This is a genomic window from Dyella kyungheensis (genome assembly GCF_049913195.1).
Taxonomy (GTDB): Bacteria; Pseudomonadota; Gammaproteobacteria; order Xanthomonadales; family Rhodanobacteraceae; genus Dyella; species Dyella kyungheensis.
In genome coordinates, this window is sequence record NZ_CP183983.1 from 1,018,409 (window position 1) to 1,039,516 (window position 21,108).

At 66.2% G+C, this 21,108-nt stretch carries 18 protein-coding genes; 6 read left to right on the forward strand and 12 right to left on the reverse strand.

The window, feature by feature from the left end:
• Positions 1-20: 20 nt before the first annotated feature.
• Positions 21-1,622, reverse strand: a complete 1,602-nt coding sequence (locus tag ACN9MB_RS04350) for a GMC family oxidoreductase (RefSeq protein ID WP_426270906.1) — start codon at positions 1,620-1,622, stop codon at positions 21-23.
• Positions 1,623-1,697: 75 nt separating this feature from the next.
• Here ACN9MB_RS04350 and ACN9MB_RS04355 point away from each other — a divergent pair, with 75 nt between their 5' ends.
• Entirely contained in the window at positions 1,698-3,014 is a 1,317-nt protein-coding gene (locus ACN9MB_RS04355) for an NTP/NDP exchange transporter (protein ID WP_426270907.1), read from the forward strand.
• A gap of 21 nt (positions 3,015-3,035) precedes the next feature.
• Here the strand turns inward: ACN9MB_RS04355 and ACN9MB_RS04360 are convergent, their stop codons facing one another.
• The 3 genes from ACN9MB_RS04360 to mtgA all read right to left on the reverse strand — a co-directional run bounded on the left by ACN9MB_RS04360 (position 3,036) and on the right by mtgA (position 5,322).
• Complete coding sequence (locus ACN9MB_RS04360) at positions 3,036-3,464, reverse strand: CBS domain-containing protein (protein WP_204636124.1); 429 nt, start codon at positions 3,462-3,464, stop codon at positions 3,036-3,038.
• Between the two features lie 104 nt (positions 3,465-3,568).
• A complete protein-coding gene (locus tag ACN9MB_RS04365; protein ID WP_426270908.1) occupies positions 3,569-4,507 on the reverse strand; it encodes a glycosyltransferase family 2 protein in 939 nt (312 codons plus the stop codon).
• 74 nt (positions 4,508-4,581) lie between these two features.
• Positions 4,582-5,322: a monofunctional biosynthetic peptidoglycan transglycosylase gene (gene mtgA, locus ACN9MB_RS04370; RefSeq protein WP_204636126.1), complete on the reverse strand. Its 741-nt coding sequence runs from the start codon at positions 5,320-5,322 to the stop codon at positions 4,582-4,584.
• A 131-nt stretch (positions 5,323-5,453) separates the two neighbouring features.
• Between mtgA and ACN9MB_RS04375 the strand changes: the two genes are divergently transcribed.
• The gene (locus tag ACN9MB_RS04375) at positions 5,454-6,353 is read left to right on the forward strand and encodes an Hsp33 family molecular chaperone HslO (protein WP_204636127.1); all 900 of its coding nucleotides are present in this window, start codon (positions 5,454-5,456) and stop codon (positions 6,351-6,353) included.
• 263 nt (positions 6,354-6,616) lie between these two features.
• Here ACN9MB_RS04375 and ACN9MB_RS04380 read toward each other — a convergent pair whose 3' ends face one another.
• Positions 6,617-9,454: a bifunctional diguanylate cyclase/phosphodiesterase gene (locus tag ACN9MB_RS04380; protein ID WP_239535713.1), complete on the reverse strand. Its 2,838-nt coding sequence runs from the start codon at positions 9,452-9,454 to the stop codon at positions 6,617-6,619.
• 325 nt (positions 9,455-9,779) lie between these two features.
• Between ACN9MB_RS04380 and ACN9MB_RS04385 the strand changes: the two genes are divergently transcribed.
• On the forward strand, positions 9,780-10,694 hold the full coding sequence (locus ACN9MB_RS04385; protein WP_426270909.1) for a hypothetical protein: 915 nt from the start codon (positions 9,780-9,782) through the stop codon (positions 10,692-10,694).
• Between the two features lie 80 nt (positions 10,695-10,774).
• Here ACN9MB_RS04385 and ACN9MB_RS04390 read toward each other — a convergent pair whose 3' ends face one another.
• The 5 genes from ACN9MB_RS04390 to ACN9MB_RS04410 form a co-directional block, all read right to left on the reverse strand.
• Positions 10,775-11,677 (reverse strand): DUF4097 family beta strand repeat-containing protein, encoded by a 903-nt coding sequence (locus ACN9MB_RS04390; RefSeq protein WP_204636130.1) that lies wholly within the window; start codon positions 11,675-11,677, stop codon positions 10,775-10,777.
• Positions 11,678-11,696: 19 nt separating this feature from the next.
• Positions 11,697-12,134, reverse strand: a complete 438-nt coding sequence (locus ACN9MB_RS04395) for a hypothetical protein (RefSeq protein WP_204636131.1) — start codon at positions 12,132-12,134, stop codon at positions 11,697-11,699.
• Positions 12,131-12,682 (reverse strand): RNA polymerase sigma factor, encoded by a 552-nt coding sequence (locus ACN9MB_RS04400; RefSeq protein WP_204636132.1) that lies wholly within the window; start codon positions 12,680-12,682, stop codon positions 12,131-12,133. Before ACN9MB_RS04400 ends, ACN9MB_RS04395 begins: the two co-directional genes overlap by 4 nt.
• Before the next feature lie 160 nt (positions 12,683-12,842).
• Positions 12,843-14,624, reverse strand: a complete 1,782-nt coding sequence (locus ACN9MB_RS04405; RefSeq protein ID WP_426270910.1) for a phosphoenolpyruvate carboxykinase (GTP) — start codon at positions 14,622-14,624, stop codon at positions 12,843-12,845.
• A 237-nt stretch (positions 14,625-14,861) separates the two neighbouring features.
• The gene (locus ACN9MB_RS04410) at positions 14,862-15,440 is read right to left on the reverse strand and encodes a TetR/AcrR family transcriptional regulator (RefSeq protein ID WP_204636134.1); all 579 of its coding nucleotides are present in this window, start codon (positions 15,438-15,440) and stop codon (positions 14,862-14,864) included.
• Positions 15,441-15,566: 126 nt separating this feature from the next.
• Between ACN9MB_RS04410 and ACN9MB_RS04415 the strand changes: the two genes are divergently transcribed.
• The 3 genes from ACN9MB_RS04415 (at position 15,567) to ACN9MB_RS04425 (ending at position 19,548) form a co-directional block, all read left to right on the forward strand.
• A complete protein-coding gene (locus ACN9MB_RS04415) occupies positions 15,567-16,457 on the forward strand; it encodes an alpha/beta fold hydrolase (protein WP_426271886.1) in 891 nt (296 codons plus the stop codon).
• A 51-nt stretch (positions 16,458-16,508) separates the two neighbouring features.
• Entirely contained in the window at positions 16,509-18,980 is a 2,472-nt protein-coding gene (locus ACN9MB_RS04420) for an acyl-CoA dehydrogenase (protein ID WP_426270911.1), read from the forward strand.
• Between the two features lie 97 nt (positions 18,981-19,077).
• Positions 19,078-19,548: a hotdog fold domain-containing protein gene (locus ACN9MB_RS04425; RefSeq protein ID WP_426270912.1), complete on the forward strand. Its 471-nt coding sequence runs from the start codon at positions 19,078-19,080 to the stop codon at positions 19,546-19,548.
• Position 19,549: 1 nt separating this feature from the next.
• Here ACN9MB_RS04425 and ACN9MB_RS04430 read toward each other — a convergent pair whose 3' ends face one another.
• Together ACN9MB_RS04430 and ACN9MB_RS04435 are read right to left on the reverse strand one after the other, a co-directional pair.
• Complete coding sequence (locus ACN9MB_RS04430) at positions 19,550-20,542, reverse strand: diguanylate cyclase domain-containing protein (RefSeq protein ID WP_204636137.1); 993 nt, start codon at positions 20,540-20,542, stop codon at positions 19,550-19,552.
• Positions 20,539-21,108 carry a chemotaxis protein CheB gene (locus ACN9MB_RS04435; protein WP_426270913.1) on the reverse strand — a complete coding sequence of 190 codons (570 nt, stop codon included), beginning with the start codon at positions 21,106-21,108 and terminating at the stop codon, positions 20,539-20,541. Before ACN9MB_RS04435 ends, ACN9MB_RS04430 begins: the two co-directional genes overlap by 4 nt.

Below are 21,108 nucleotides of genomic sequence, written 5' to 3' on the forward strand. Positions count from 1 at the left end.
CGATCGATGGACGGCAAGCCTCATTGGGACAACGGCTGCGCCGACTTGGTTTCGTTCAGGATCATCGCGCTGGCCTGTTCCGCGATCATGATCACTGGCGCGTTGGTGTTGCCGGTGGGCAGGCTGGGCATCACCGAGGCGTCCACCACGCGCAGGTTCTGCACGCCGCGTACACGCAACTCGCTGTCCAGCGGTGCACGCGCGTCGCTGCCCATGCGGCAGCTGCCCGCGGGGTGATAGATGGTTTCCGCCTTGCGGCGAATGAAATCGAGGTATTCCGCGTCGCTCGTGATCTTGCGCTCTGGGAAAACGGGCGCTCCTCGAAACGGCGCAAAGGCGGGTTGGGAAAGCAGCTCGCGCGACAGGCGCGCGGCCTCGATCATGCGCGCAAGATCGTGCCCCTCGGCATCGCCGAGATAGTTGGCATGGATGGCGATGGGTTGTGCGGGGTTCGCCGAACGCAGGCGCAGCGTGCCGCGGCTGCGCGGATGCAGGTAGCAGGCATGCACGGTGTAGCCATAGCCGGGCAGGCGATGACGGCCATGATCGTCCAGCAGGGCCGGCACGAAATGGAACTGCAGGTCGCAGCGTTCGTCCGTGGCCAGCCGGCTGCGCACGAAGCCGCCGGCCTCGGCGATGTTGGAGGTGCCCGGTCCATTGCGATGACGCAGGAAGCGCCAGCCGGCGGCCAGTTCGTTGAGGTGGTCGTAGGTGATCTTCTGGGTGCTGCCGTCGAGTGTGCAGATGTCCAGGTGATCCTGCAGGTTCGCGCCGACCTCGGGCTGGTCGGCCTGCACGGCGATGCCGTGCTCGCGCAGATGGTCGGCCGGACCGATGCCCGAGAGCATCAGCAGCTGCGGCGTGTTCACTGCGCCGCCGGCGAGGATGACCTCGCCACCTTCGATGAGCGTATCGCTGCCGTGCAACTGCACGCCAATCGCGCGCCCCTGGGCCATCGCCACGCGCGCCACCAGCACACCGGTGCGCACCTCCAGGTTCGGGCGGTCGCGCACGGGGCGCAGATAGGCCGCCGCGGCGGAGCAGCGCGCACCATCGCGTTGGGTGACCTGATACAGGCCAAAGCCCTGCTGATCGGCACCGTTGAAGTCGTCGTTGCGCGCAAAGCCCGCGCTCACCGCGCTTTCGATGAAAACCCCGGACAGCGGATTATGGTGACGAAGGTCGCTGACGCCGAGCGGGCCGCCCGTGCCATGGAAACTGTCCGCGCCGCGCGTGTTGTCCTCGCTGCGCAGGAACCATGGCAACACCTGTTCCCATGACCAGCGTGCATCGCCGGTGGCTTGCGCCCAACGGTCGTAATCGCCCGCCACACCGCGCACGTAGCACATGGCATTGATCGAACTGGAACCGCCCAGGGTCTTGCCGCGGGGCCACCACAGCGTGCGGCCGTTCAACTGTGCCTGCGGTTCGGTGCGGTAGTTCCAGTTGAGGCGGCGGTTGTTGGCCAGGCGCGCGATGCCGGCGGGCATATGGATCAGCGGGTGCCAGTCCGGCGGCCCTGCTTCCAGCAGCAATACGCGCCGGTTGCCGTTTGCGCTCAAGCGGTTGGCAAGTACGCAGCCGGCCGACCCTGCACCAACGATGATGATGTCGTATGTCATCAGTGTCCCCTGGTCCCTGTCAGTGACCGTCATGGCCGCATGCTAGTCTGTGCGCGTCCCCCGCTGGAAATGCCGGTGAATACCCCCCGACCTGCCGCAGCGAACGAAGGCCTCGCGTCGATCCTGTCGGCAGTGGCGTTCTTCTTCGTGATGACGGCGTACTACATCATCCGGCCCGTGCGCGACCAGCTCAGCGGCGCCGTCGGTTCCCAATCGCTGCCCTTGTTCTACGCCAGCACGTTCGGCGTGATGCTGCTGCTGACGCCGGTGTTCGGCGCGCTGGTGTCGCACTTCCGGCGCAAGCGCCTGCTGGGCTGGAGCTACAGCTTCTTCGTGGCCTGCCTGTTTGCCTTCGTGCCGGCGTTCATGGCGCAGGATCGCATCGGCGCGCGTGCGCTGGGCGTGGGTTTCTTCATCTGGGTCAGCGTGTTCAACCTGTTCGTGGTGTCGCTCTTTTGGAGCTTCATGGCGGACATCTTCAAGAGCGCGCAGGCACGCCGCGTGTTCCCGCTGATCGCGCTGGGCGGCATGGCCGGGGCGATCTTCGGGCCGCTGGTGACCAAGTTCCTGGTGCAGCTGATCGGCGTGGCATCGTTGCTGGTGGTGTCGGCAGCGGCACTGACGATCGCGCTGATCCTGCTGCTGACCCTGTCGTCGCGACACGACTGCCGCGATGAAGCGCGCAACGAAGAACCCATCGGCGGTTCGCTCTGGGCCGGCGTCAAGGAGCTGTGGACGCGCCCGTTCCTGCGCTACATGGCCATCCTGATGGTGCTGGGCGACGGCATCGGCACGCTCGCCTATGCGCTGATGGCCGACTACACCAAGGCGCACCTGCCTGATCGCGTGGCGCGCACCTCGTTCTACAACGACCTGGATCTGTACGCGAACCTGCTCGGCGCCGTGCTGCAACTCACGCTGACGCGCTGGCTGCTGGTGCGCAAGGGCGCGGGCCCGGGTCTGGTGCTGCCGTCGGTGGTGAACTTCGTGCTGCTGGTGTTGCTGGTGATCGTCGGCGTGGGCAGCGTCAGCCTGTTCGGCACCATGGTGCCGATGCTCTCGATCATGCTGGTCGGCTCGCGCGGGTTCGCCTACGGCATGACCAAGCCGGCCGTCGATGCGCTGTACACCCGGGTGCCGCGCGAGACGCGCTACAAGGGCAAGAACTTCGTGGAGACGGCCATCTGGCGGTTCGGCGACGTGCTGGTCACCAGCGGCGTGAGCGTGCTGGGCACGCTGGGCGTGGCAGCTACCGGCATGGCCGGTCTCGGTGCGGGTGTCGCCGTGGTCGCTACCTGGGTGGCCGCGCGCGCGGGTCATTCGCCCGACCTGCTGCCGGAGCAGCAGGCCGCAGAAGGCACCTCATCCCCGGCAGAAACAGCCAAGGCCTGAGCCCACTCAGCTGGTACCGGCTCAACTGGTGATGTAGCGCTGCAACTGCTCGATCTGTTCGGCCTGCGCGTCGATCACTTCCTTCACCAGGTCGCCGATCGAGATGACGCCGACTACCTGTTCGCCGGTCACCACCGGCAAGTGGCGGATGCGGCTGTCGGTGCACAGGCGCATGCAGTCGAATACGTCCGTGTCCGGGCCCACCGTGAGCGGCGGGCTGCTCATGATCTCCGAGACCGCGGTCTGGGCGGAGGAGCGGCCCTGCAGGATCACCTTGCGTGCGTAGTCACGTTCGGAAACGATGCCCACCAGCCGTTCGTCGCGCATCACCAGCAGCGCGCCGACGCGGCGTTCCGCCATGTGCTTGATCGCTTCGAGTACGGGCGCGTCCGGTGCGATGCTGAAGATGTCGCTGCCTTTTCCTTCCAGCAAATGCTTGACTTGTCGCATGCTTCCACCTCCCAGGAGGCCGCCGATGGGCCGCATGGCGAAAGTCTAGCGCCGCCGCGTGGACGGGGTGTTGGCCCGACGTGAAGCGGCCGGCCGGACGCTGTTCAACGCTTCTCTCGCGCCGGGCGCTGCTCCTCGACGAAGTACAGCGGGCGCTGCTTGCTCTCCGCGTAATTGCGTCCCAGGTACTCGCCGATCACGCCCAGCGCCAGCAACTGCACGCCGCCGATGAAAAGGATCGCCACCATCAGCGACGGATAGCCCTGCACCGGGTCGCCAAACAACAACGCCTTGCCGAACACCCACAGGCCGAACAGGAAGGACATCAGCGACGCCGCCACGCCCACCCAGGTCGCGAGGCGCAACGGCGCAGTGGAGAACGAGGTGAACCCCTCGATGGCCAGTTGCAGCAGGCGCCAGTAGTTCCACTTGGTGGTGCCGGCCTGGCGTGGCTCGCGCAGGTAATAGACGGCCGTTTGCCGATAGCCGATCCAGGTGAACAGGCCTTTCATGAAGCGCTGGCGTTCGCGCAGCTGGTGCAATGCGTCCAGCGCGCGGCGGGAGAGCAGGCGGAAGTCGCCGGTATCGCGGGGCACGTGGATATCGGAGACGCGGTCCATGCTGCGATAGAACAGGGCGGAGGTCAGACGCTTAAAGCCGGTTTCCCCCTGGCGTGCGCTGCGCGTGGCGTAGACCACGTCGAAACCTTCGCGCCAACGTTCCACCAGGGCCGGAATCAGTTCCGGCGGGTCCTGCAGGTCGGCATCGATCACGATGGCGGCATCGGCGTCCACCTGGTCCAGGCCGGCGGTCATCGCCGCCTCCTTGCCGAAGTTGCGCGAGAGCTTGATCGCGCCGGTGCGGCCGTCACGCGCCGCCAGCGCGCTGATCAGCTGCCAGGTGGAGTCCGTGCTGCCGTCGTCGACGTAGAGCACCTCGCAATCGAGCGCCAGTTCGTCCAGCACCCGGCTGAGCCGGGCGTGGAAGGCATCCAGCACGGCCGACTCGTTGTAAGCCGGTACGACGACGGTGAGACGTGGCATGGCGGCGCGAGGGTTCCCGGAAGGTGGGCAGATGCTAGTGCAGCGTCTCGCCCGTAGCGAGCGGCTGCGTCACGTCAGCGCCGTCGCGTATCGCGTGGCGCAGTCTGGCTTTGCAGGTAGCCCGGTCCGCCCAGATGCGCCATCTGCTGCTGGATCCAGTTTGCCCGGCTTTGCACGTAGGCCGTAGGGCGATCCGCATGCAGACGGCGAGGGCTCGGCAGCACCGCAGCCAGGCGCGCCGCCTGCGCCGCGCTGAGACGCGCAGGCGGCACATGGAAGAACGCGTCGCTGGCCGCACCCACGCCGTAAATGCCGTCGCCCAGCTCGGCGCTGTTCATGTAAACCTCGAGGATGCGCTGCTTGGGCCAGCTCAGCTCGATCAGCACGGTGAAATACGCTTCCAATCCTTTGCGGATGAAGCTGCGCCCGTTCCACAGGAACAGGTTCTTGGCCGTCTGCTGGCTGATGGTGCTGGCGCCGCGCAGGCGCCGGCCTTCGTCGGCGGCATCGACCGCATCCTGGATGGAATCGAAATCGAAGCCGTGGTGATAGGGGAATTTCTGGTCCTCGCCGGCCACCATCGCCAGCGGCACATAGGGCGACACCTGGCTCCATGGCACCCAGCGGTGCTGCAGGTGAAAATCCTTCTCGCCATGGATGAGCGCGCCCAGCTGGCGCTCCATCATCACCGCCGAGGTCCACGGCGGCACGAAGCGCAGCACCAGCACCACCAGCCAGCTCAGTGCCAGCCAGGAGATCGCAAGCAGGACCAGGGTGCGGAGCAGACGGGCGGCGAACGGGCGTCGTGGAGTCATGGCGGCGCTTAGACGGAATTGGCGGCAGTATAGGAGGCGCCAGCCCCTTCCCCGATAGCCTGCTCCCGCGGTCGTTGTGCCCCGATGCAGGCGCCCCCATCTAGGGGGATTGTTCTTGAGAGGTCCATCCCGTGGAAACCGTGCTTGTCGAAGATGTCCTGCATCGCTTCATGCTCGAGCGCGCCGGCGTGCGCGGCGTGCTCGTTCGTCTTGGGCCGGCCTGGCGTGAAGTTGCCGGTCGTGCCCACTATCCCGCCGCGTTGCGTTCGGTGCTCGGCCAGACGCTGGTGGCCAGCGCCTTGCTGACCGGCAACATCAAGCTCGATGGTGCGCTCTCGGTGGAGCTGAAGAGCAGCGGTCCGCTGCGCCTATTGTTCGCCGAGTGCACCGATCGCGGTCGCCTGCGCGGCCTGGCGCGCTGGAACGATCCGTTGCCGGAAACATTGGATCTGGCGGCGATGCCCGAAGCCTACATGGCCATCACCATCGGCAACGCCGAGCGTGGCCAGCGCTACCAGGGCCTGGTCGACCTGCAGCATCCGGATCTGGCGTCGGCGCTGGAGAACTACTTCGGCCAATCCGAACAGTTGCCGGCACGCATCGTGCTGGCGGCCGATGGCGAGCATGCGGTGGGTCTGATGCTGCAGAAGCTGCCGGACGAGGGCGGTCACGACGCCGTGGAAGACGAAGACGCGTGGACGCGCATCCAGCATCTGACCGCCACGCTGGGTGCGCAGGAACTGCTGTCCACGCCGCCGGAGCAGCTGTTGTACCGCCTCTATCACGAGGAATCCGTGCGCCTGTTCGATCCACGCCCGCTGGCGTTCGGCTGCAGCTGCACGCGTGAGCGCGTGGAGGCTGTGTTGCGCTCGCTCGGTCGCGATGAAGTGGAAGCGGCGCTGGAAGCCCGCGAAGGCGAAATCGAGGTGATCTGCGAGTTCTGCGCGCAGCGTTACACCTTCGACCGAGTGGATGCGGAGCATCTGCTCAGCGTGACGCCGGCGGCGAATGCACCGCACACGGCACAATAAGCCTGCAAGACGTTGAATAAGGCCGGCCACCGAAAGGTGCCGGCCTTTCTCTTGCCCGTCATTCCGGCGCACCCCGCAAAAGGGGGCAAGGGCCGGAATCCAGTAGCGTCTGTGCCCGGTTGTCGCGTTATGACAGCCTGCGTTGGAGGCGCCGCAATAATCCATCGCATCGCTACTGGATTCCGGCCCTTGCCCCCTTTTGCGGGGTGCGCCGGAATGACGAGCAGGTGGAATCGAGGCATTGGAACCAAAGGCGCGCCGCCCTACGGCAGCGCGAAATGATGCTCGCGCTGCAACCACACCTCGGCCATCTTCGGCGTGGCGAACAGGAAGCCCTGGCCGAAGCGGCAGCCGATGCGCAGCAGCGCCTCGCGCTGGTCCTCGTCCTCGATGCCTTCGGCGATCACCTGCATCTGCAGCGAATTGGCCAGCGCCTGGATGGCGCGCACCACCGCCGCGCCGTGACCGCCTTCGCGTGGCAGTTCGACGATGAAGGAACGGTCGATCTTCAGCGTCTCGATCGGGTACTGATGCAGGTAGCTCAGCGACGAATAGCCCGTGCCGAAATCGTCCAGCGCGATGCTCACGCCGTGCTCGCGCAGGTTGTCCAGCATGCGCTTCACCTGGATGGCGTTTTCCAGCAGCGCACGTTCGGTCACCTCGATGCGCAGGCAACGCGGCGGCACATGATGCGATTCGATGAGATCGAGCAGGCGCTTGTCCAGGTCCAGCGAACGGAAGTGGCGGCCCGATACGTTGATGCTGACGAAGCCGTCGCTGCCGGCCAACGCCTCGGCCTGCGCGCAGACCTGTTCGAAGATCTGCCAGTCGATGCTTTCCGAGCAGCCGCTTTCCTCGGCCACGGCAAGAAAATCGCCCGGCGTCAGCAAGCCGCGATCCGGGTGCCGCCAGCGCAGCAGGGCTTCGTAGCCGACGGTGCGGCCGGTCTGCAGCGCCACGATCGGCTGGTAGAACGGCACGAATTCGTTGCGGCTCAGCGCGCGCCGCAGATCGCCTTCCATCTCCAGCAGCGACAGGGCTTCGCGGCGCAGGCGATCGTCGAACACGGCAGCGCGGTGGCGGCCTTCGTCCTTGGCGCGATACATCGCCGCGTCGGCGTCGCGCAGCAGTTCTTCCGGGCGCTGGTAGTGCGGGCTGGGCAGCGCGATGCCAATCGAGGCCGAAGTAAAGATCTCCTTCGCACCGAGCCGGAACGGCGTCTGCAATTCGTCGATGATGCGCTCGGCAATCAGCATCGCCATCTTCGGATCGGTGATGCCTTCGGCCAGCACAGCGAATTCATCGCCGCCCAGGCGCGCCACCACGTCGCGCGTCTTCAGGCACGCGCGGATGCGGCCGCCGACCTGGAACAGCAGGTCGTCGCCGACCAGGTGGCCCACCGAGTCGTTGATCACCTTGAAGCGATCGAGATCGATGAACAGCACCGCGAACAATTCCTGCGTATCGCCGTGATAGCGCTGCAGTGCCTGTTCGAGGCGCTGCAGTAGCAGCGTGCGGTTGGGCAGGCCGGTTAGCGAATCGTGCAGGGTTTCGTACTTGAGGCGGCGTTCCACGCGCTCGCGTTCGGCGATCTGTTCGCGCAGGTCGCGGTTGGCCAGGGCGAGGGCGCGGGTGCGTTCGGTGACGCGGCGCTCCAGGCTCGCATAGGCCTGCTTCAGCGACTCGGTGGTGTGCTTGCGTTGCAGGGCGTTGGCGACGTGGTAGCCGACGAAGGTGAGCAACTCCTGGTCGCGCACGTCGTAGGTGTGCTCGGGCGAGTAGCTCTGCACGGCCAGCACGCCCATGGCGCGATCGCCCCAGATCAGCGGCACGCCGAGCCAGCAGACAGACCGCGAGCCGCGATGGGTGATCTCGCCCATCTGCTGCAGGCGATCGAATTCGGTCGGATCGGCCAGCAGCGGTTTGGCGTGGCGTAGCACGAACTCGGTCACGCCGCGGCCGTGCGCGCGCGGCAGGCGCACCGTGTCGAACTCGTCGACGGAGTAGGGGAAACTGAGCGTTTTCTGCTCTTCGTCGAGCAACGCGATGTAGAAGTTGCGGGCGTACAGCAGGCCGCCGATCACCCGGTGCACGGCGGCATAGAAGTTGTCGATGCTTTCCGAGGCGTTCGCCAACTCCGCGATGCGGAACAGCGCCGCCTGCAGCCGCTCGCCGCGCTGGCGCTGCAACACCTGCTGGCGCAGCACGCGGTTGGCCTCGCGCAGCGCGGCGGTACGGCTGGACACGCGGCGCTCGAGTTCCTCATGCGCCTCGCGTCGTTCCAGCGCCGTCTGCACGTGCTTGGCGACGTAGCTGAGCAGTTCGCGGTCGTGCTCGCTGTAATGCGTGTCTTCGCGGTAACTCTGCATCACGATGCCGCCGACCACGCGGCCGTCGCGCAGCAACGGCACGCCGAGCCAGTGCTCGCAGACCGGGCCCAGCAGCACGAAGCGGCCCTTGAACTGCTCGGTCAGCTCGGCCACCGAGCCCATGATCGCCTGGCCGCTCTGCAACAGGTTCCAGGTGAGGCTGTAGCGCATTTCCTGCAGCGGCACCGAGGCGTCGGGCGAGGGCGGGTCCTTGTCCATGGTGTCGACGTAGTACGGGAAGCGCACCGTGTCGGTGGCCGCGTCGTACAACGCGATATAGAAATTCTCCGCATACATCAGGCTGCCGAGGATGGCGTGCAGCGAGTGCATCATCTCGGTCATGTTGTGCTCGGCGCCCGCCTGGTCGGCAATGGCGTAGAGGGCGCGCTGCAGGCGTTCGGCCAGCGCAAGACGGGAGATGGCTTCGTACAGGCGGGAGGTTTCCGCCAACTGGCGCAGGCGGCAGGCGAGCAGGCGTCCGATCCAGGAGAGGTTCTCTCTCATCGGATCCGAGATCGTGCCGGTAGGCAGGGCCAGCACGAGCGAGCGCAAGCCCTGCGGGTCTTCGGCCAGGTCGAGTTGGGTGATCTGCTCGTTGGGGGCTTCCGTGTCGCCCAGCAACCGCCAGTGAAGGCTGCCCCCGATGCCCAGGTCGCGCAGCATCACCTCGCAGATTTCCGCCACGCTGGCAGCATCGCCCGCGCGGAAGAGTCGCTCCACCGCGGCGTGCATGGCCACGACAGCGCTGTCCGTGGACCAGGAGGGCATCGTGCTGGAAGGGACCGAGGTCATCAGTCGTAGGTCGAATCCGGGCATTGTCGACAGGAAGGGACTATATATCGCCTCCATTCAGCTTTGTCGCTGGGTGCATGAACCGGGGAACCTAATTGATCCCGGGATGTCAAAAATTTGTGATCCAGCAACGGCCGGACTTGGCTCACAAACTGGGAATCTGGGTGTTAGCAAAAAGTAAAATGTGGTATCGTCAGACCCGAGTTCGTCTCTGGGAGGGGGCGATCTAACCTTGTCCTACGGTATCGCGGGGGTTTTCGCGTTCATGCGTCGTCTGTTCTTGTCATTGCCACTGCTGCTCATGCCGTTCGTTGCGGCAGGACAGACTGCGGCCAATGATCCGTACAGTGCCGCCGGACGCCTGCTTTCGCAGACGCCCGATCAGGCCTCGCCGGCCGCCGCGAACGGCGTGCCGCTGTGGCGTGGCGCCGATGGCCGCTGGCTGGCGCTGCAGTCCAACAGCGATACGCTGGCGGCTTCGCAGGGCGATTCGCCGCTGCAATTTCGCGCCGTCGACGCCGCAACGGTGCAATCCTCCGACGTCCGCTATGGCATTGCTCCCAACGTGCAGGCGCACGTGGGCGTGAGCGAGCGCAACTGGGCGAACAACCAGGCGCCGCGCGTCATCGGCAGCGAAGTGGGGGCCACCTATAGCGATGGCCGTTATGCGCTGGGCCTGAGCGTGGGTACCGACAATGTGCAGGGCGCCGCCACGTTGCCGCGCCTGTTGCCGGGTGCCTTGCCGGGCGTCAACGGTCTTTCCGCGTTCGACAGCAGCACGCAACTCAATGCGCGCGGCCGTTTTGCGCTGGACGGCAAGAGCGGCATCGATCTGGGTGCGAGCGTCGGCCGGGTTCGCCTGTTGCCGGGCAATGTGCTGGGCGTGAATGCGCTCGACCAGAAATCCGTCAGCTTCGGCGTCGACCGCGGCCCGTTGAGCGGCAGCATCGTGGGTCGCACCATGGCGCCGGAAGCGGGCGTTCCCGGTGGTGCCGGCTACAACCCGGATCGTCGCTGGAACAGCATCGACCTGGGCGTGACCTGGCGTCTGCCGTGGCAGGGCCAGTTGAGCGTCGGCGCGCAAAACCTGTGGTCGTCGGGCAATGGCGTGAATACGCCAGCCGGTCCGGAGCCCGACCAGTCGCGCACGCCGTACGTGCAGTACCACCAGGATCTCTGAGTCGCGCCGTTTCTCTAGCGGCCGCACCAAAAGAAACGCCGGGCTTGGCCCGGCGTTTTCGTTTGGCGGCTCGCGGGGATTCAATCCTGGCGACGGATGCGCAGGTCGCCGCTGAAGGTTTCGACAGTCATCTTGGCGCTGCCGGCGCCGACCGTCGTTTCCAGTTCGCTGCCCGGGCCATGTTCCGGCTTCTTCACCGTGCCGAAGTCGCTGCGCAGGTCGCCGCTGAAGGTCGACGCCTTGATCATCGCCGAAAGGTTGGCCGGCACCTGGATCTGCACGTCGCCGCTCATGCTGTCGACCGTGTAGGCGCCGTTGGGTGCGATACCGCCGCCCAACTGCACATCACCCGAGACGGTGCTGAGGCTGAGCTTGCGCCATGGGCCGCCATTCACGCGGATGCGACCGGAGACCGTCTGCAGGCTCGCTTCCGCGCCGACGTTCGGCGCGAGGATGTCGCCGCTCACCGTCTGCAGGTTCACCTTGTCCGCATTGCCGGCGAGCTCGATGCTGCCGCTGACGGCGTCGGCATCGATGCTGGGCGAGCGGGCGTTGATGCGCGCCTTGCCGCTGACGGTATTGACCTTGATGACGCCGCCGTCGATGCCGTCGATGTTCATCGGCGCGCTGACCACGTCGACATCCAGCGATGCGCCCCTGGGTACGCGCACGTCCAGCGTGGTGCCGCCCATCGACGTGTCGCTGCCGAAGTTGAACCAGCCGGACTTGGCCGCCGATTCCACCTTGATGCTCAGGTTGCTGTCGCTGCCCACGATGGCCAGCGGCTTGGCGCCGTCGCCGAGGCGGCCGGTGACCTGGACCTGGTTGCGATCCCAGGCGCTCACGGTGACGTCGCCCTTGACGTTGCTGATGCTCACATGCGCATTGGGCGTGGCGTCGTGGCTGAGGTTGATGGGCGTGTCGGCCAAGGCCTGGCCGATCGACAGGCTGAGCAGGAGAGGGATGACGCGTGCGGTTTTCATGGTGACGGCTCCGCTGGACTCAACCAGCCTGGTGTTCGATCTGTCGCAGCTGCGACTGTTGTTTCTGCGTGCGCATGAGCAGGCGTTGCAGCGCCGGCGAATCGGGTGCCTGTTCCATCGCCTGGCGCAGCTCCATGTTGGCGGCGTCCAGTTCCACGGCCGCGCCGGCAAGGCGCGGGTCGTTCGGGCGCCAGCGGCTGGCATCGACGGTGTTGGCGGTGGCATTAGCCAGCGTGCTGTCGCGCAGGTGCACTGCCAGGCTGCCGGCAAACAGCGACAGTCCCACGAAGCTGGCCGCGATGAGCCAGTTCTGCGGCTGCCGCCATGCGCGGCGGGTGGTGGGCGCGGTGACCTTGCCGGTGTCCAGCGCCGCATCGATGCCGGCCCATAGGTCGCGGTGTGGCGTTACCGGTTCGCGCAGGGCGCGGGTTTGACGCAGCCATTCGAATTCGTTCATGAGCGTTCTCCCAATACTTTCCGCAGCAGCCCGCGGGCGCGATGCAATTGCGCCTTGGACGAACCCACCGCCATGCCGAGTTCGGCACCGATTTCCTCGTGTCGCCAACCTTCCACGTCGTGCAGCACCAGCACGGCGCGCGCACGTGGCGGCAGTTTGCCGATCGCACGTTCCAGTTCGTCGCGTTCGGCGGCGCAGAACGGCGTTTCACCGTGATCGGGGATGTGGTCCTCGTCCATCATGGTGACCGGATCCGAACCGCGCGACCTGATGTCCATCAACGCGACATTCACCGCCAGGCGATACAGCCAGGTACTGAACGCGCTGTCGCCGCGAAAGCCTGACAACTTCTGCCAGGCGCGGATGAAAGCTTCCTGGGTGAGGTCTTCCGCACGGGCGTGGTCGTAACCGGCCAGTCGCAGGACGGCGCCGTAGATGCGGTCCACATGCGCCCGGTAGAGCCGCTGGAAGGCCGCGCGATCGCCGGACGCCGCCGCTTGGACGTCGTCCATGTCATGAGGCTCCGCGGCGGGTGCTGGCGGCGGCATGGTGGTTCCGGTGGCGGGGCAGGCTGCGATCATCTTGCCAGCTTGGATGCACCCAGGCGTGGCAAGGTTTAGAAGAAGTTGAGACGCAGATGCCGAACGGCCCATGGCGGCCGTCCGAGAGCACCCGCCGGCCGCGTGGGACCGGCGGGCAGGGCGGGCGTCAGGAGGCGACGGCCGCGCGCGGCGTCACGGCCGCATCGTCCAGCGCCTTGGCGACGCGCTGCTGCTCGGCATGCAGTTCAGCGGGCATGCGCTGGCCGAAGCTTTCCAGGTACTCGCCAATGGCGGCCAGTTCGGCGGTCCAGCCGGCGTGGTCGACGTGGAACAGCGTGTCGACCGTGGCGCGGTCGAGCGCGAGGTCGTCGAGTTTGATCTCGCCTGCCTTCGGCAGCGTGCCGATCGGCGTGTGGTTGCCTGCGGCACGGCCTTCCACGCGATCGATCATCCACTGCAGCACGCGCAGGTTGTCGCCGAAGCCCGGCCACAGGAAGCGGCCGTCCTCGCCCTTGCGGAACCAGTTCACGTGGAAGATCTTCGGCAGCTTCGCGCCCGGCTGGTCGAACGACAGCCAGTGACGGAAATAGTCGCCGTAGTGGTAGCCGGCAAACGGCTTCATGGCCATCGAGTCGCGACGGAGCACGCCCACGGCGCCGGTGGCGGCCGCGGTGGTCTCCGAGCCCATGGCGGCGCCCACGAGTACACCGTGCTTCCAGTCCTTCGCCTCGAACACCAGCGGGATCAGCGATGGACGACGGCCGCCGAACACGATCGCACTGATCGGCACGCCTTGCGCATCCTCGGCACGCGGCGACCATGTAGGACACTGCTTGGCGCTCACCGTGAAGCGCGAATTGGGGTGCGCAGCCGGACCGTTCGCCGGGTCGTACGGACGCCCCTGCCAATCGGTGACGGGCGTGCCCTGCAGGCCCTCCCACCACGGCTGGTTGTCGGCGGTGACGGCGACGTTGGTGAAGATGGTGTCGCGCGCGATGGTCGACAGCGCGTTCGGATTGGTGGCGTCGCTGGTGCCAGGGGCCACGCCGAAATAGCCGGCTTCCGGGTTGATCGCGTATAGACGTCCATCCGCGCCGGGGCGCATCCAGCAGATGTCGTCGCCGACGGTCCAGACCTTCCAGCCTTCCTGCCGGTAAGCCTCGGGCGGAATGAGCATGGCGAGGTTGGTCTTGCCGCAGGCGGAGGGAAACGCGGCGGCGATGTAATGCGTTTCGCCCTGCGGATTCTCGATGCCCACGATGAGCATGTGCTCGGCCAGCCAGCCCTCGGACTTCGCCTGGTAGCTGGCGATGCGCAGCGCGTGGCACTTCTTGCCCAGCAGCGCGTTGCCGCCGTAGCCGGAGCCGTACGACTTGATGGTCAGCTCCTCGGGGAAATGCATGATGAAGCGACGCTCGGGGTCGAGTTCGCCGGTGGAGTGCAGCCCCTTCACGAAAGTGCCCTCGCGCTCGATGCGCGCCAGCGCGGCAGCGCCCATGCGCGTCATGGTGCGCATGTTCGCCACCACGTACGGGCTGTCGGTGATTTCCACGCCGCAACGGGCGAGCGGGGAATCGATCGGGCCCATGCAATACGGGATGACATACAGGGTGCGGCCTTCCATGCAGCCGTCGAACAGCGCATCCATCTTCGCGTGCGCGTCGGCCGGCGCCATCCAATGGTTGTTGGGGCCGGCGGCTTCCTCGTCCCTGGTGCAGACGAAGGTGAGATGTTCGACGCGCGCCACGTCGGACGGGCTCGAGCGGTGCAGATAGCAGCCCGGATGGGTTTGCTGGTTCAGCTCGATCAGGTCGCCGGTCTGCAGCATCTGCTGCACCAGCTGCTGGTATTCGGAGTCCGAGCCGTCGCACCAATGGATGTTTGCGGGTCGGGTCAGTGCCGCGACCTCATCGACCCAGCGCTGCAGCGCTGCCAGCTTGCTCGACATCGTTTCCTCACCCTGGTCTTAAGCCAAAAAAGAGTAGAAACGCTAACTTACGTGTACTGGCATGGCAAGGTCCGACGCAGCAAAAGGCAACTGGGCGCACCCGGAATTCGCTGTCGGAGCCAATGGTTACAGATGCAACTGCATACCACTTTGCCAGCTGGACTGGCAGTGGATAGCTGCCAATAAAAACGCCGCACTGAGGCGGCGTTCGCGTCGACGATGGTGCCCGGCGGAAGGTCAGGCCGGCGTGAGCGTGCGGATCATGTGCTCGACGTAGGCATCGAACTCGTCGTGGCTGATGCGCGGCAGGCCCAGCGTGAAGTTCAGCTGCAGGAAGCCCACGTAGGCGGCGTAGGTGAGGCGCGCACGGTTGAGTGCCTCGTCCGGCGACAGGCCGGCTTCGCTGTAGATGGTGGTGAGGAATTCCATCCGGCGCTGGGAGACGCGCGCCATCACCGGCACGACCTGCGGGTGATCCAGCGCCTTCAGCAGCGCGGCATACACGCGGTGCGGGGCGATTTCATGCGCCACGCGGCGGAACAGTTCGGGCAGGCGCGCGCGCGGATCGGGCATGGCCTCGATCTGGCTGATTACTTCTTTCTCGCCGTATTGCTCCCAGCGTTCCAGCGCGGCCTGCAGCAGCGCTTCGCGGGTACGGAAATGCCAGTAGAAGCTGCCTTTGGTGACGCCGAGCTGGCGGGCCAGCGCTTCGACGGCCAGGGCACCGACGCCCTGATCGGCGATCAGCCGGAGGGCGGCGTCCTCCCAATCCTCGGCGGAGAGGCGGGTGCGTTCGGGTTTGGCGCTTGCATTCATAACCGTATGGTAGCCCCTGATGGCGGCATTGCAATTAGCGTCGCGGCAAGTGTTTGAATCGGCGGGAACTCCGCTTGCCGCAGCGCATATTGACGCAGCCATTTGTTGCAATCCATACTCATGCGTATGGTTTCGATACCCGCTACCGAGAAGTCCATTACCCAGGTCACGGCCGTCGATGGCCTGACGCTGGCCGTCGAAGTTCGCCGACCGTCGGGTCATCCGACGCTGCTGTTCGCCCATGGCTTCGGCCAGACGCGCGGCGCCTGGCGCGGCAGTGCCGAGGCGCTCGCCGACGAAGGCTTCCGCTGCGTCACTTTCGACGCCCGCGGTCATGGCGAGAGCGGCCATGTGGCCGGCGGCGACTACCACATGGAGCAGTTCGTCGGCGATCTGCGCTTGCTGGCGCACGCCGAACTGCGCAAGCCGATCCTGGTCGGTGCGTCGATGGGCGGCCTGCTGGGGCTGGTGATCGCGGGCGAGATCGATCCCGACGCCTTCCACGCGCTGGTGCTGGTGGATATCACGCCGCGCTGGGAGACCAAGGGGGTGGAACGCATCCTCGCCTTCATGCAGGCGCATCCCGATGGCTTCGCGAGTTATGCGCAGGCCGCCGAGGAAATCGCCAAGTACCTGCCGCATCGCGCCGAGCGCAAGTCGGCGGACCAGTTGCGTCCGTTGATGCGCGAGGGCGCCGACGGCCGGCTGCGCTGGCACTGGGATCCGGCCCTGCTCGACGGCCTGGTCAGCGAAAGCGAGCGGTACCAGCCGCGCCTGATGTCGGCGGCGGCGAAGGTACGCGTCCCCGTGCTGCTGTTGTCGGGCGGTCGTAGCGATGTGGTGTCGCGCGATACCGTCGACGAATTCCTGCAACTGGTGCCGCACGCCGAGCACGTCGAGTTGCCGCGCGCCACGCACATGGTGGCGGGCGACGCCAACGACGCATTCACCCGCGAGATCGCACGATTCGTGGGCCAGCTTTCTTCCACCGATCGCAGCGATGCGGTCACGGCCTGAGCCGATGAAATCCCTGTTCCACCAAGACGTCATTCGTAACGAGGTGTTTGGATGTCCGTGATACTGACCCTGCTGGCGGCGCTGATTGCGACCGGCGCCTGTGCCTACCACCGCAGCAGCCTGCGCACGTGGGCGATCGCCACGGTGATTGCCACCGTCGTGGTCGGCCTCATAGCCGGTGCGCCGTGGACGACCTTCTTCCTGGTCGTGATCGAGCTGGCGATTGCCGTGCCGCTGCTGATGGACGGCTTCCGTCGCAAACAGATCAGCGCGCCGCTACTGAAGATGTTCGCCAAGGTGACGCCCAAGCTTTCCGAAACCGAACAGACCGCGCTGGAAGCAGGCACGGTCGGCTTCGAAGGCGAGTTGTTCTCGGGCAAGCCCGACTGGCACGAGCTGCTCAAGCAGCCCAAGCCCGAATTGAGCGTGGAAGAGCAGGCCTATCTCGATGGTCCCGTGGAAGAACTCTGCGGCATGATCGACGACTGGCAAATCACCCACGAACTGGCCGACCTGCCGCCGGAGGTCTGGGCCTTCATTAAGAAGAACAAGTTCTTCGGCATGATCATTCCCAAGTCGTACGGCGGCCTGGGTTTCTCGGCACTGGCGCACTCGGCGGTGCTGCAGAAGCTGGCCACCATGTCGGCCACGGTGGCCTCGACGGTGGCCGTGCCCAACTCGCTGGGCCCGGCGGAACTGCTGCTGCACTACGGCAGCGACGAGCAGAAGAATCACTACCTGCCGCGCCTTGCCGTGGGTGAAGAGATTCCGTGTTTTGCACTCACCGGTCCGTATGCCGGTTCCGATGCCACCTCCATCAGCGACTTCGGCATCGTCTGCAAGCAGGTGGTCGATGGCGTCGAAACGCTGGGCATGAAGCTCACCTTCGACAAGCGTTACATCACGCTGGCGCCGATCGCCACCGTCGTGGGTCTGGCCTTCCGTTTGTACGATCCGGAAAAACTACTGGGCGACAAGGAAGACCTCGGCATCACGCTGGCGCTGCTGCCGCGTTCGACGCCGGGCCTGGAAATCGGCCGCCGTCATTTCCCGCTGAATATCCCGTTCCAGAACGGACCGCTGCATGGCAAGGATGTGTTCGTGCCGCTGTCGGTATTGATCGGTGGTCCGCATATGGCCGGCCACGGCTGGCGCATGTTGGTGGAATGCCTGTCGGTGGGTCGCGCGATTTCGCTGCCGTCGAATGCGACGGGCGGCGTGCGCGCCGCGGTCGCCGCCACCGGCGCGTATGCACGCATGCGCAAGCAGTTCGGTCTGTCCATCGCGCGCTTCGAAGGCGTGGAAGAAGCGCTCGCGCGCATTGGCGGTCTCACCTATGCGACCGCCGCGTTGTCGCGCGCCACCGCGGCCGCGGTGGATCGCGGCGAGAAGCCGGCGGTACCCTCGGCGATCGCCAAGTACCACGCCACCGAATGGGGCCGCATCATCGCCGGTGACGCGCTCGACGTGCACGGCGGCAAGGGCGTGCAGTTGGGTCCGAAGAACTACGCGGGCCGCGCGTGGCAAGGCGTGCCGATCGCCATCACGGTGGAAGGCGCGAACATCATGACGCGCAGCCTGATGATCTTCGGCCAGGGCGCCATCCGCTGCCATCCTTACGTGCTGAAGGAAATGCAGGCGCTGTCGATTCCCGACTACGGCGATCGCCTGAAGTCGTTCGACCGCGCGCTGTTCGGCCATATCGGTTTCGGCATCTCCAACGCGGTGCGCTCGTTCACGCTGGGCCTGACCGGTTCGCGCATCGGCGACACCGCGGGCGACGCCTATGTGCGTCGCTACTACCGCAAGCTCAACCGCTACTCGGCAGCGCTAGCGCTGTGTGCCGATACCTTCATGGGTGTGCTGGGCGGCAAGCTGAAGTTCAAGGAGAAGCTGTCGGCGCGTCTGGGCGACGTGTTGAGCTATCTCTACATCGCCAGCGCGATGCTCAAGCGTTACGAGGATACCGGCCGTCCGGAAGCGGATCGTCCGCTGCTGGCGTGGGCGTTCCACGAGTGCATGTGGCGCATCCAGACGTCGCTCGACGGCGCCATCCGCAACTTCCCGGTGAAGCCGATTTCGTGGCTGTTGCGCGTGCTGGTGTTCCCGTGGGGCCGCCGCGAAGTGCCGCCGTCCGACCGTTTGGGTCGTCGCGTCGCCGCCATCATCACGGCGCCGGGCGAAGCACGCGATCGCCTCACCGAGTGGACCTACCTCACGCCCACCGCGAACAACACCATCGGCCGCATGAATGCCTTGCTGCCGGACGTGATCGCGGCCGAGCCGGTGGAACGCAAGTTTGGCAAGGCGCAGAAGTCGGGCCAGTTCAAATCGCACGACTACGTGGGCCAGCTGAGCGAAGCGCTGCAGGCCGGCGTGATCAACGCGGCCGAGTTCGAGTTGCTCAAGCGTGTGCGCGAGGGCGTGTTCGAATTCATCTCGGTGGACGACTTCGATCCCTCCGAACTCGGTGCCGCGGTGACGCGCGCGGACCGCAACAAGAAGCTGGCCGACGCGGCCTGACTTCACCGGCCGTCATTCCTGCTACGGCGGGAATGACGGCATGCCATCGACACACGAAAGGGCGGCGCAGCGGCGTGGCCCGTGCGGGAGATTCGCCATGAGCCAGGCATTGTCGCTGTACCGTCGGCTGGTTTCCCTGCCCGGTGGCCGCTGGCTGTACGGCCGCCTGATCTGTTTCAAGGCGCCTTACTTCGCCACCATCGCACCGCGGTTCCGTGCGTTGGAGCCGGGCTGCTGCGAAGTGGCGATCCGCGACCGCCGCCGCGTGCACAACCACATCGGCACGGTGCACGCCATCGCCCTCTGCAACGCCGCCGAACTCACCGCGGGCATGATGACCGACGTGACGATCCCGCCAGGCATGCGCTGGATTCCCAAGGGCATGACGGTGGAGTACCTGGCCAAGGCCACCGGCACGCTGGTGGCTGTCGCCAGGCCCGAATCGCCCGCGGCGGAAACCGCCAGCGGGTATGCCTGGCCGGTGCGGGTGAACCTGCGCAACGAAGCGGGCGAGGATGTGTTCCGCGCGCGCATCGACATGTGGGTGTCGCCGCGCAAGGCGGCCTAGTTCAGGCCATCACGCAGCGGTTCTTGCCGCCGTCCTTGGCCTGGTAGAGCGCGCGGTCGGCGGCCTGCATGAGGTCTTCGTCGGATTGGCCGTCGCCGCTCCAGAGCGCCACGCCGATGCTCGCGCTGACCTTCGCCTCGAACGCGCCATGGCGTCCTTCGAGCGGATAGGGAGCGGCGAGTGCGGCGCCGATTTCCTCGCAGCGGCGCATCAGCAGTTCGATTTCCGATACGTCTTCCAGGACCAGGGCGAATTCATCGCCGCCCAGGCGCGCAACCGTGTCATTGCTGCGCACCTGGTCGCCCAGGCGTTCGGCAATTGCCTGCAGCAAGGCATCGCCTGCCGGATGGCCGTGATTGTCGTTGACGCCCTTGAAGCCATCGATGTCGAGCATGGCCAGAGCAAAGCCGGGGCCGTGGCGCGGCACGCGTTGCATCGCGGTGAGCAGGCGGTCGTGGAACAGCGTGCGGTTGGGCAGGCCGGTCAACATGTCGTGCGTGGCCTGATGGCGGATCTGCGCCTCGATGCGCCGGCGCTCGGTGATCTCCGAGTTGAGCTGGTCGTTGCGTTCTTCCAGCTCGGCCAGCGTCGACTTCAGTGCGGCGCGCGCGCGGTACAGCTCGAGGAACACGCGCACCTTCGACTGCAGGATCATGTCGTTGATCGGCTTGGCGATGTAGTCGACCGCGCCAAAGTGATAACCGCGCACGCGGTTGATGTCGTCGGCATAGGCGGCGGTGACGAAGATGATCGGCGTTTCGCGCAGCTTTTCGTCTTCGCCGATCAGGAAGGCCACTTCGAAGCCGTCCATCTCGGGCATGTTCACGTCGAGCAGGATCAGCGCGAACTCGTGGTCCAGGCACAGCGCCAAGGCGGCGTTGCCGCCGTCGGCTTCGTACAGTTCGGCGCCGCTGTCGGCCAGCAGGTGGCGCATGGCGACGAGGTTGGCGGGGGTGTCGTCGACGACGAGGATTTTCGGGGAGGACTTGTTCATGGCAGGCACAGGCGATTGAGCAGCGGCGCGATCGCCGCCAGGGGAAGGCAATGGTCCGCGCCCGCGCGTTCGAGCGCGGCGGCGGGCATGGTCGAAACTTCGGCATCGCTGGGCTCCTGGACGACGGCAAGTCCCCCGCCTTGCCGTACCTGCAGGAGTCCGTCGGCGCCGTCGCTGTTGGCGCCGGTGAGCACGATGCCGATCAGGGTGTCGCGATAGGCCTCGGCGGCCGATTCGAACAGTACGTCGATGGAAGGCCGCGCGAAGCTCACGCGTTGATCCACCGACAGGGCAAAGCGCCGGCTGGTTTCCACCAGCAGGTGATAGCCGCTGGGCGCCACATGGATCACGCCGCCGCGCATCGGCGCACGTTCGCGCGCTTCTTCCACCGGCAGCGTGGCGTGCTTGGCCAACAGCTCGCACAGCAGGTCGACCGTGGCCGAGCCGGTATGGCAGCACACGGCGATGGGCTGGGGCAGGGCGGGATCGAGGCCGGCGAACAACTCCTCCAGCGCCGTCAGCCCGCCGGCCGAACAACCGATCACGATGGCCTGTGGCGTCGCCAT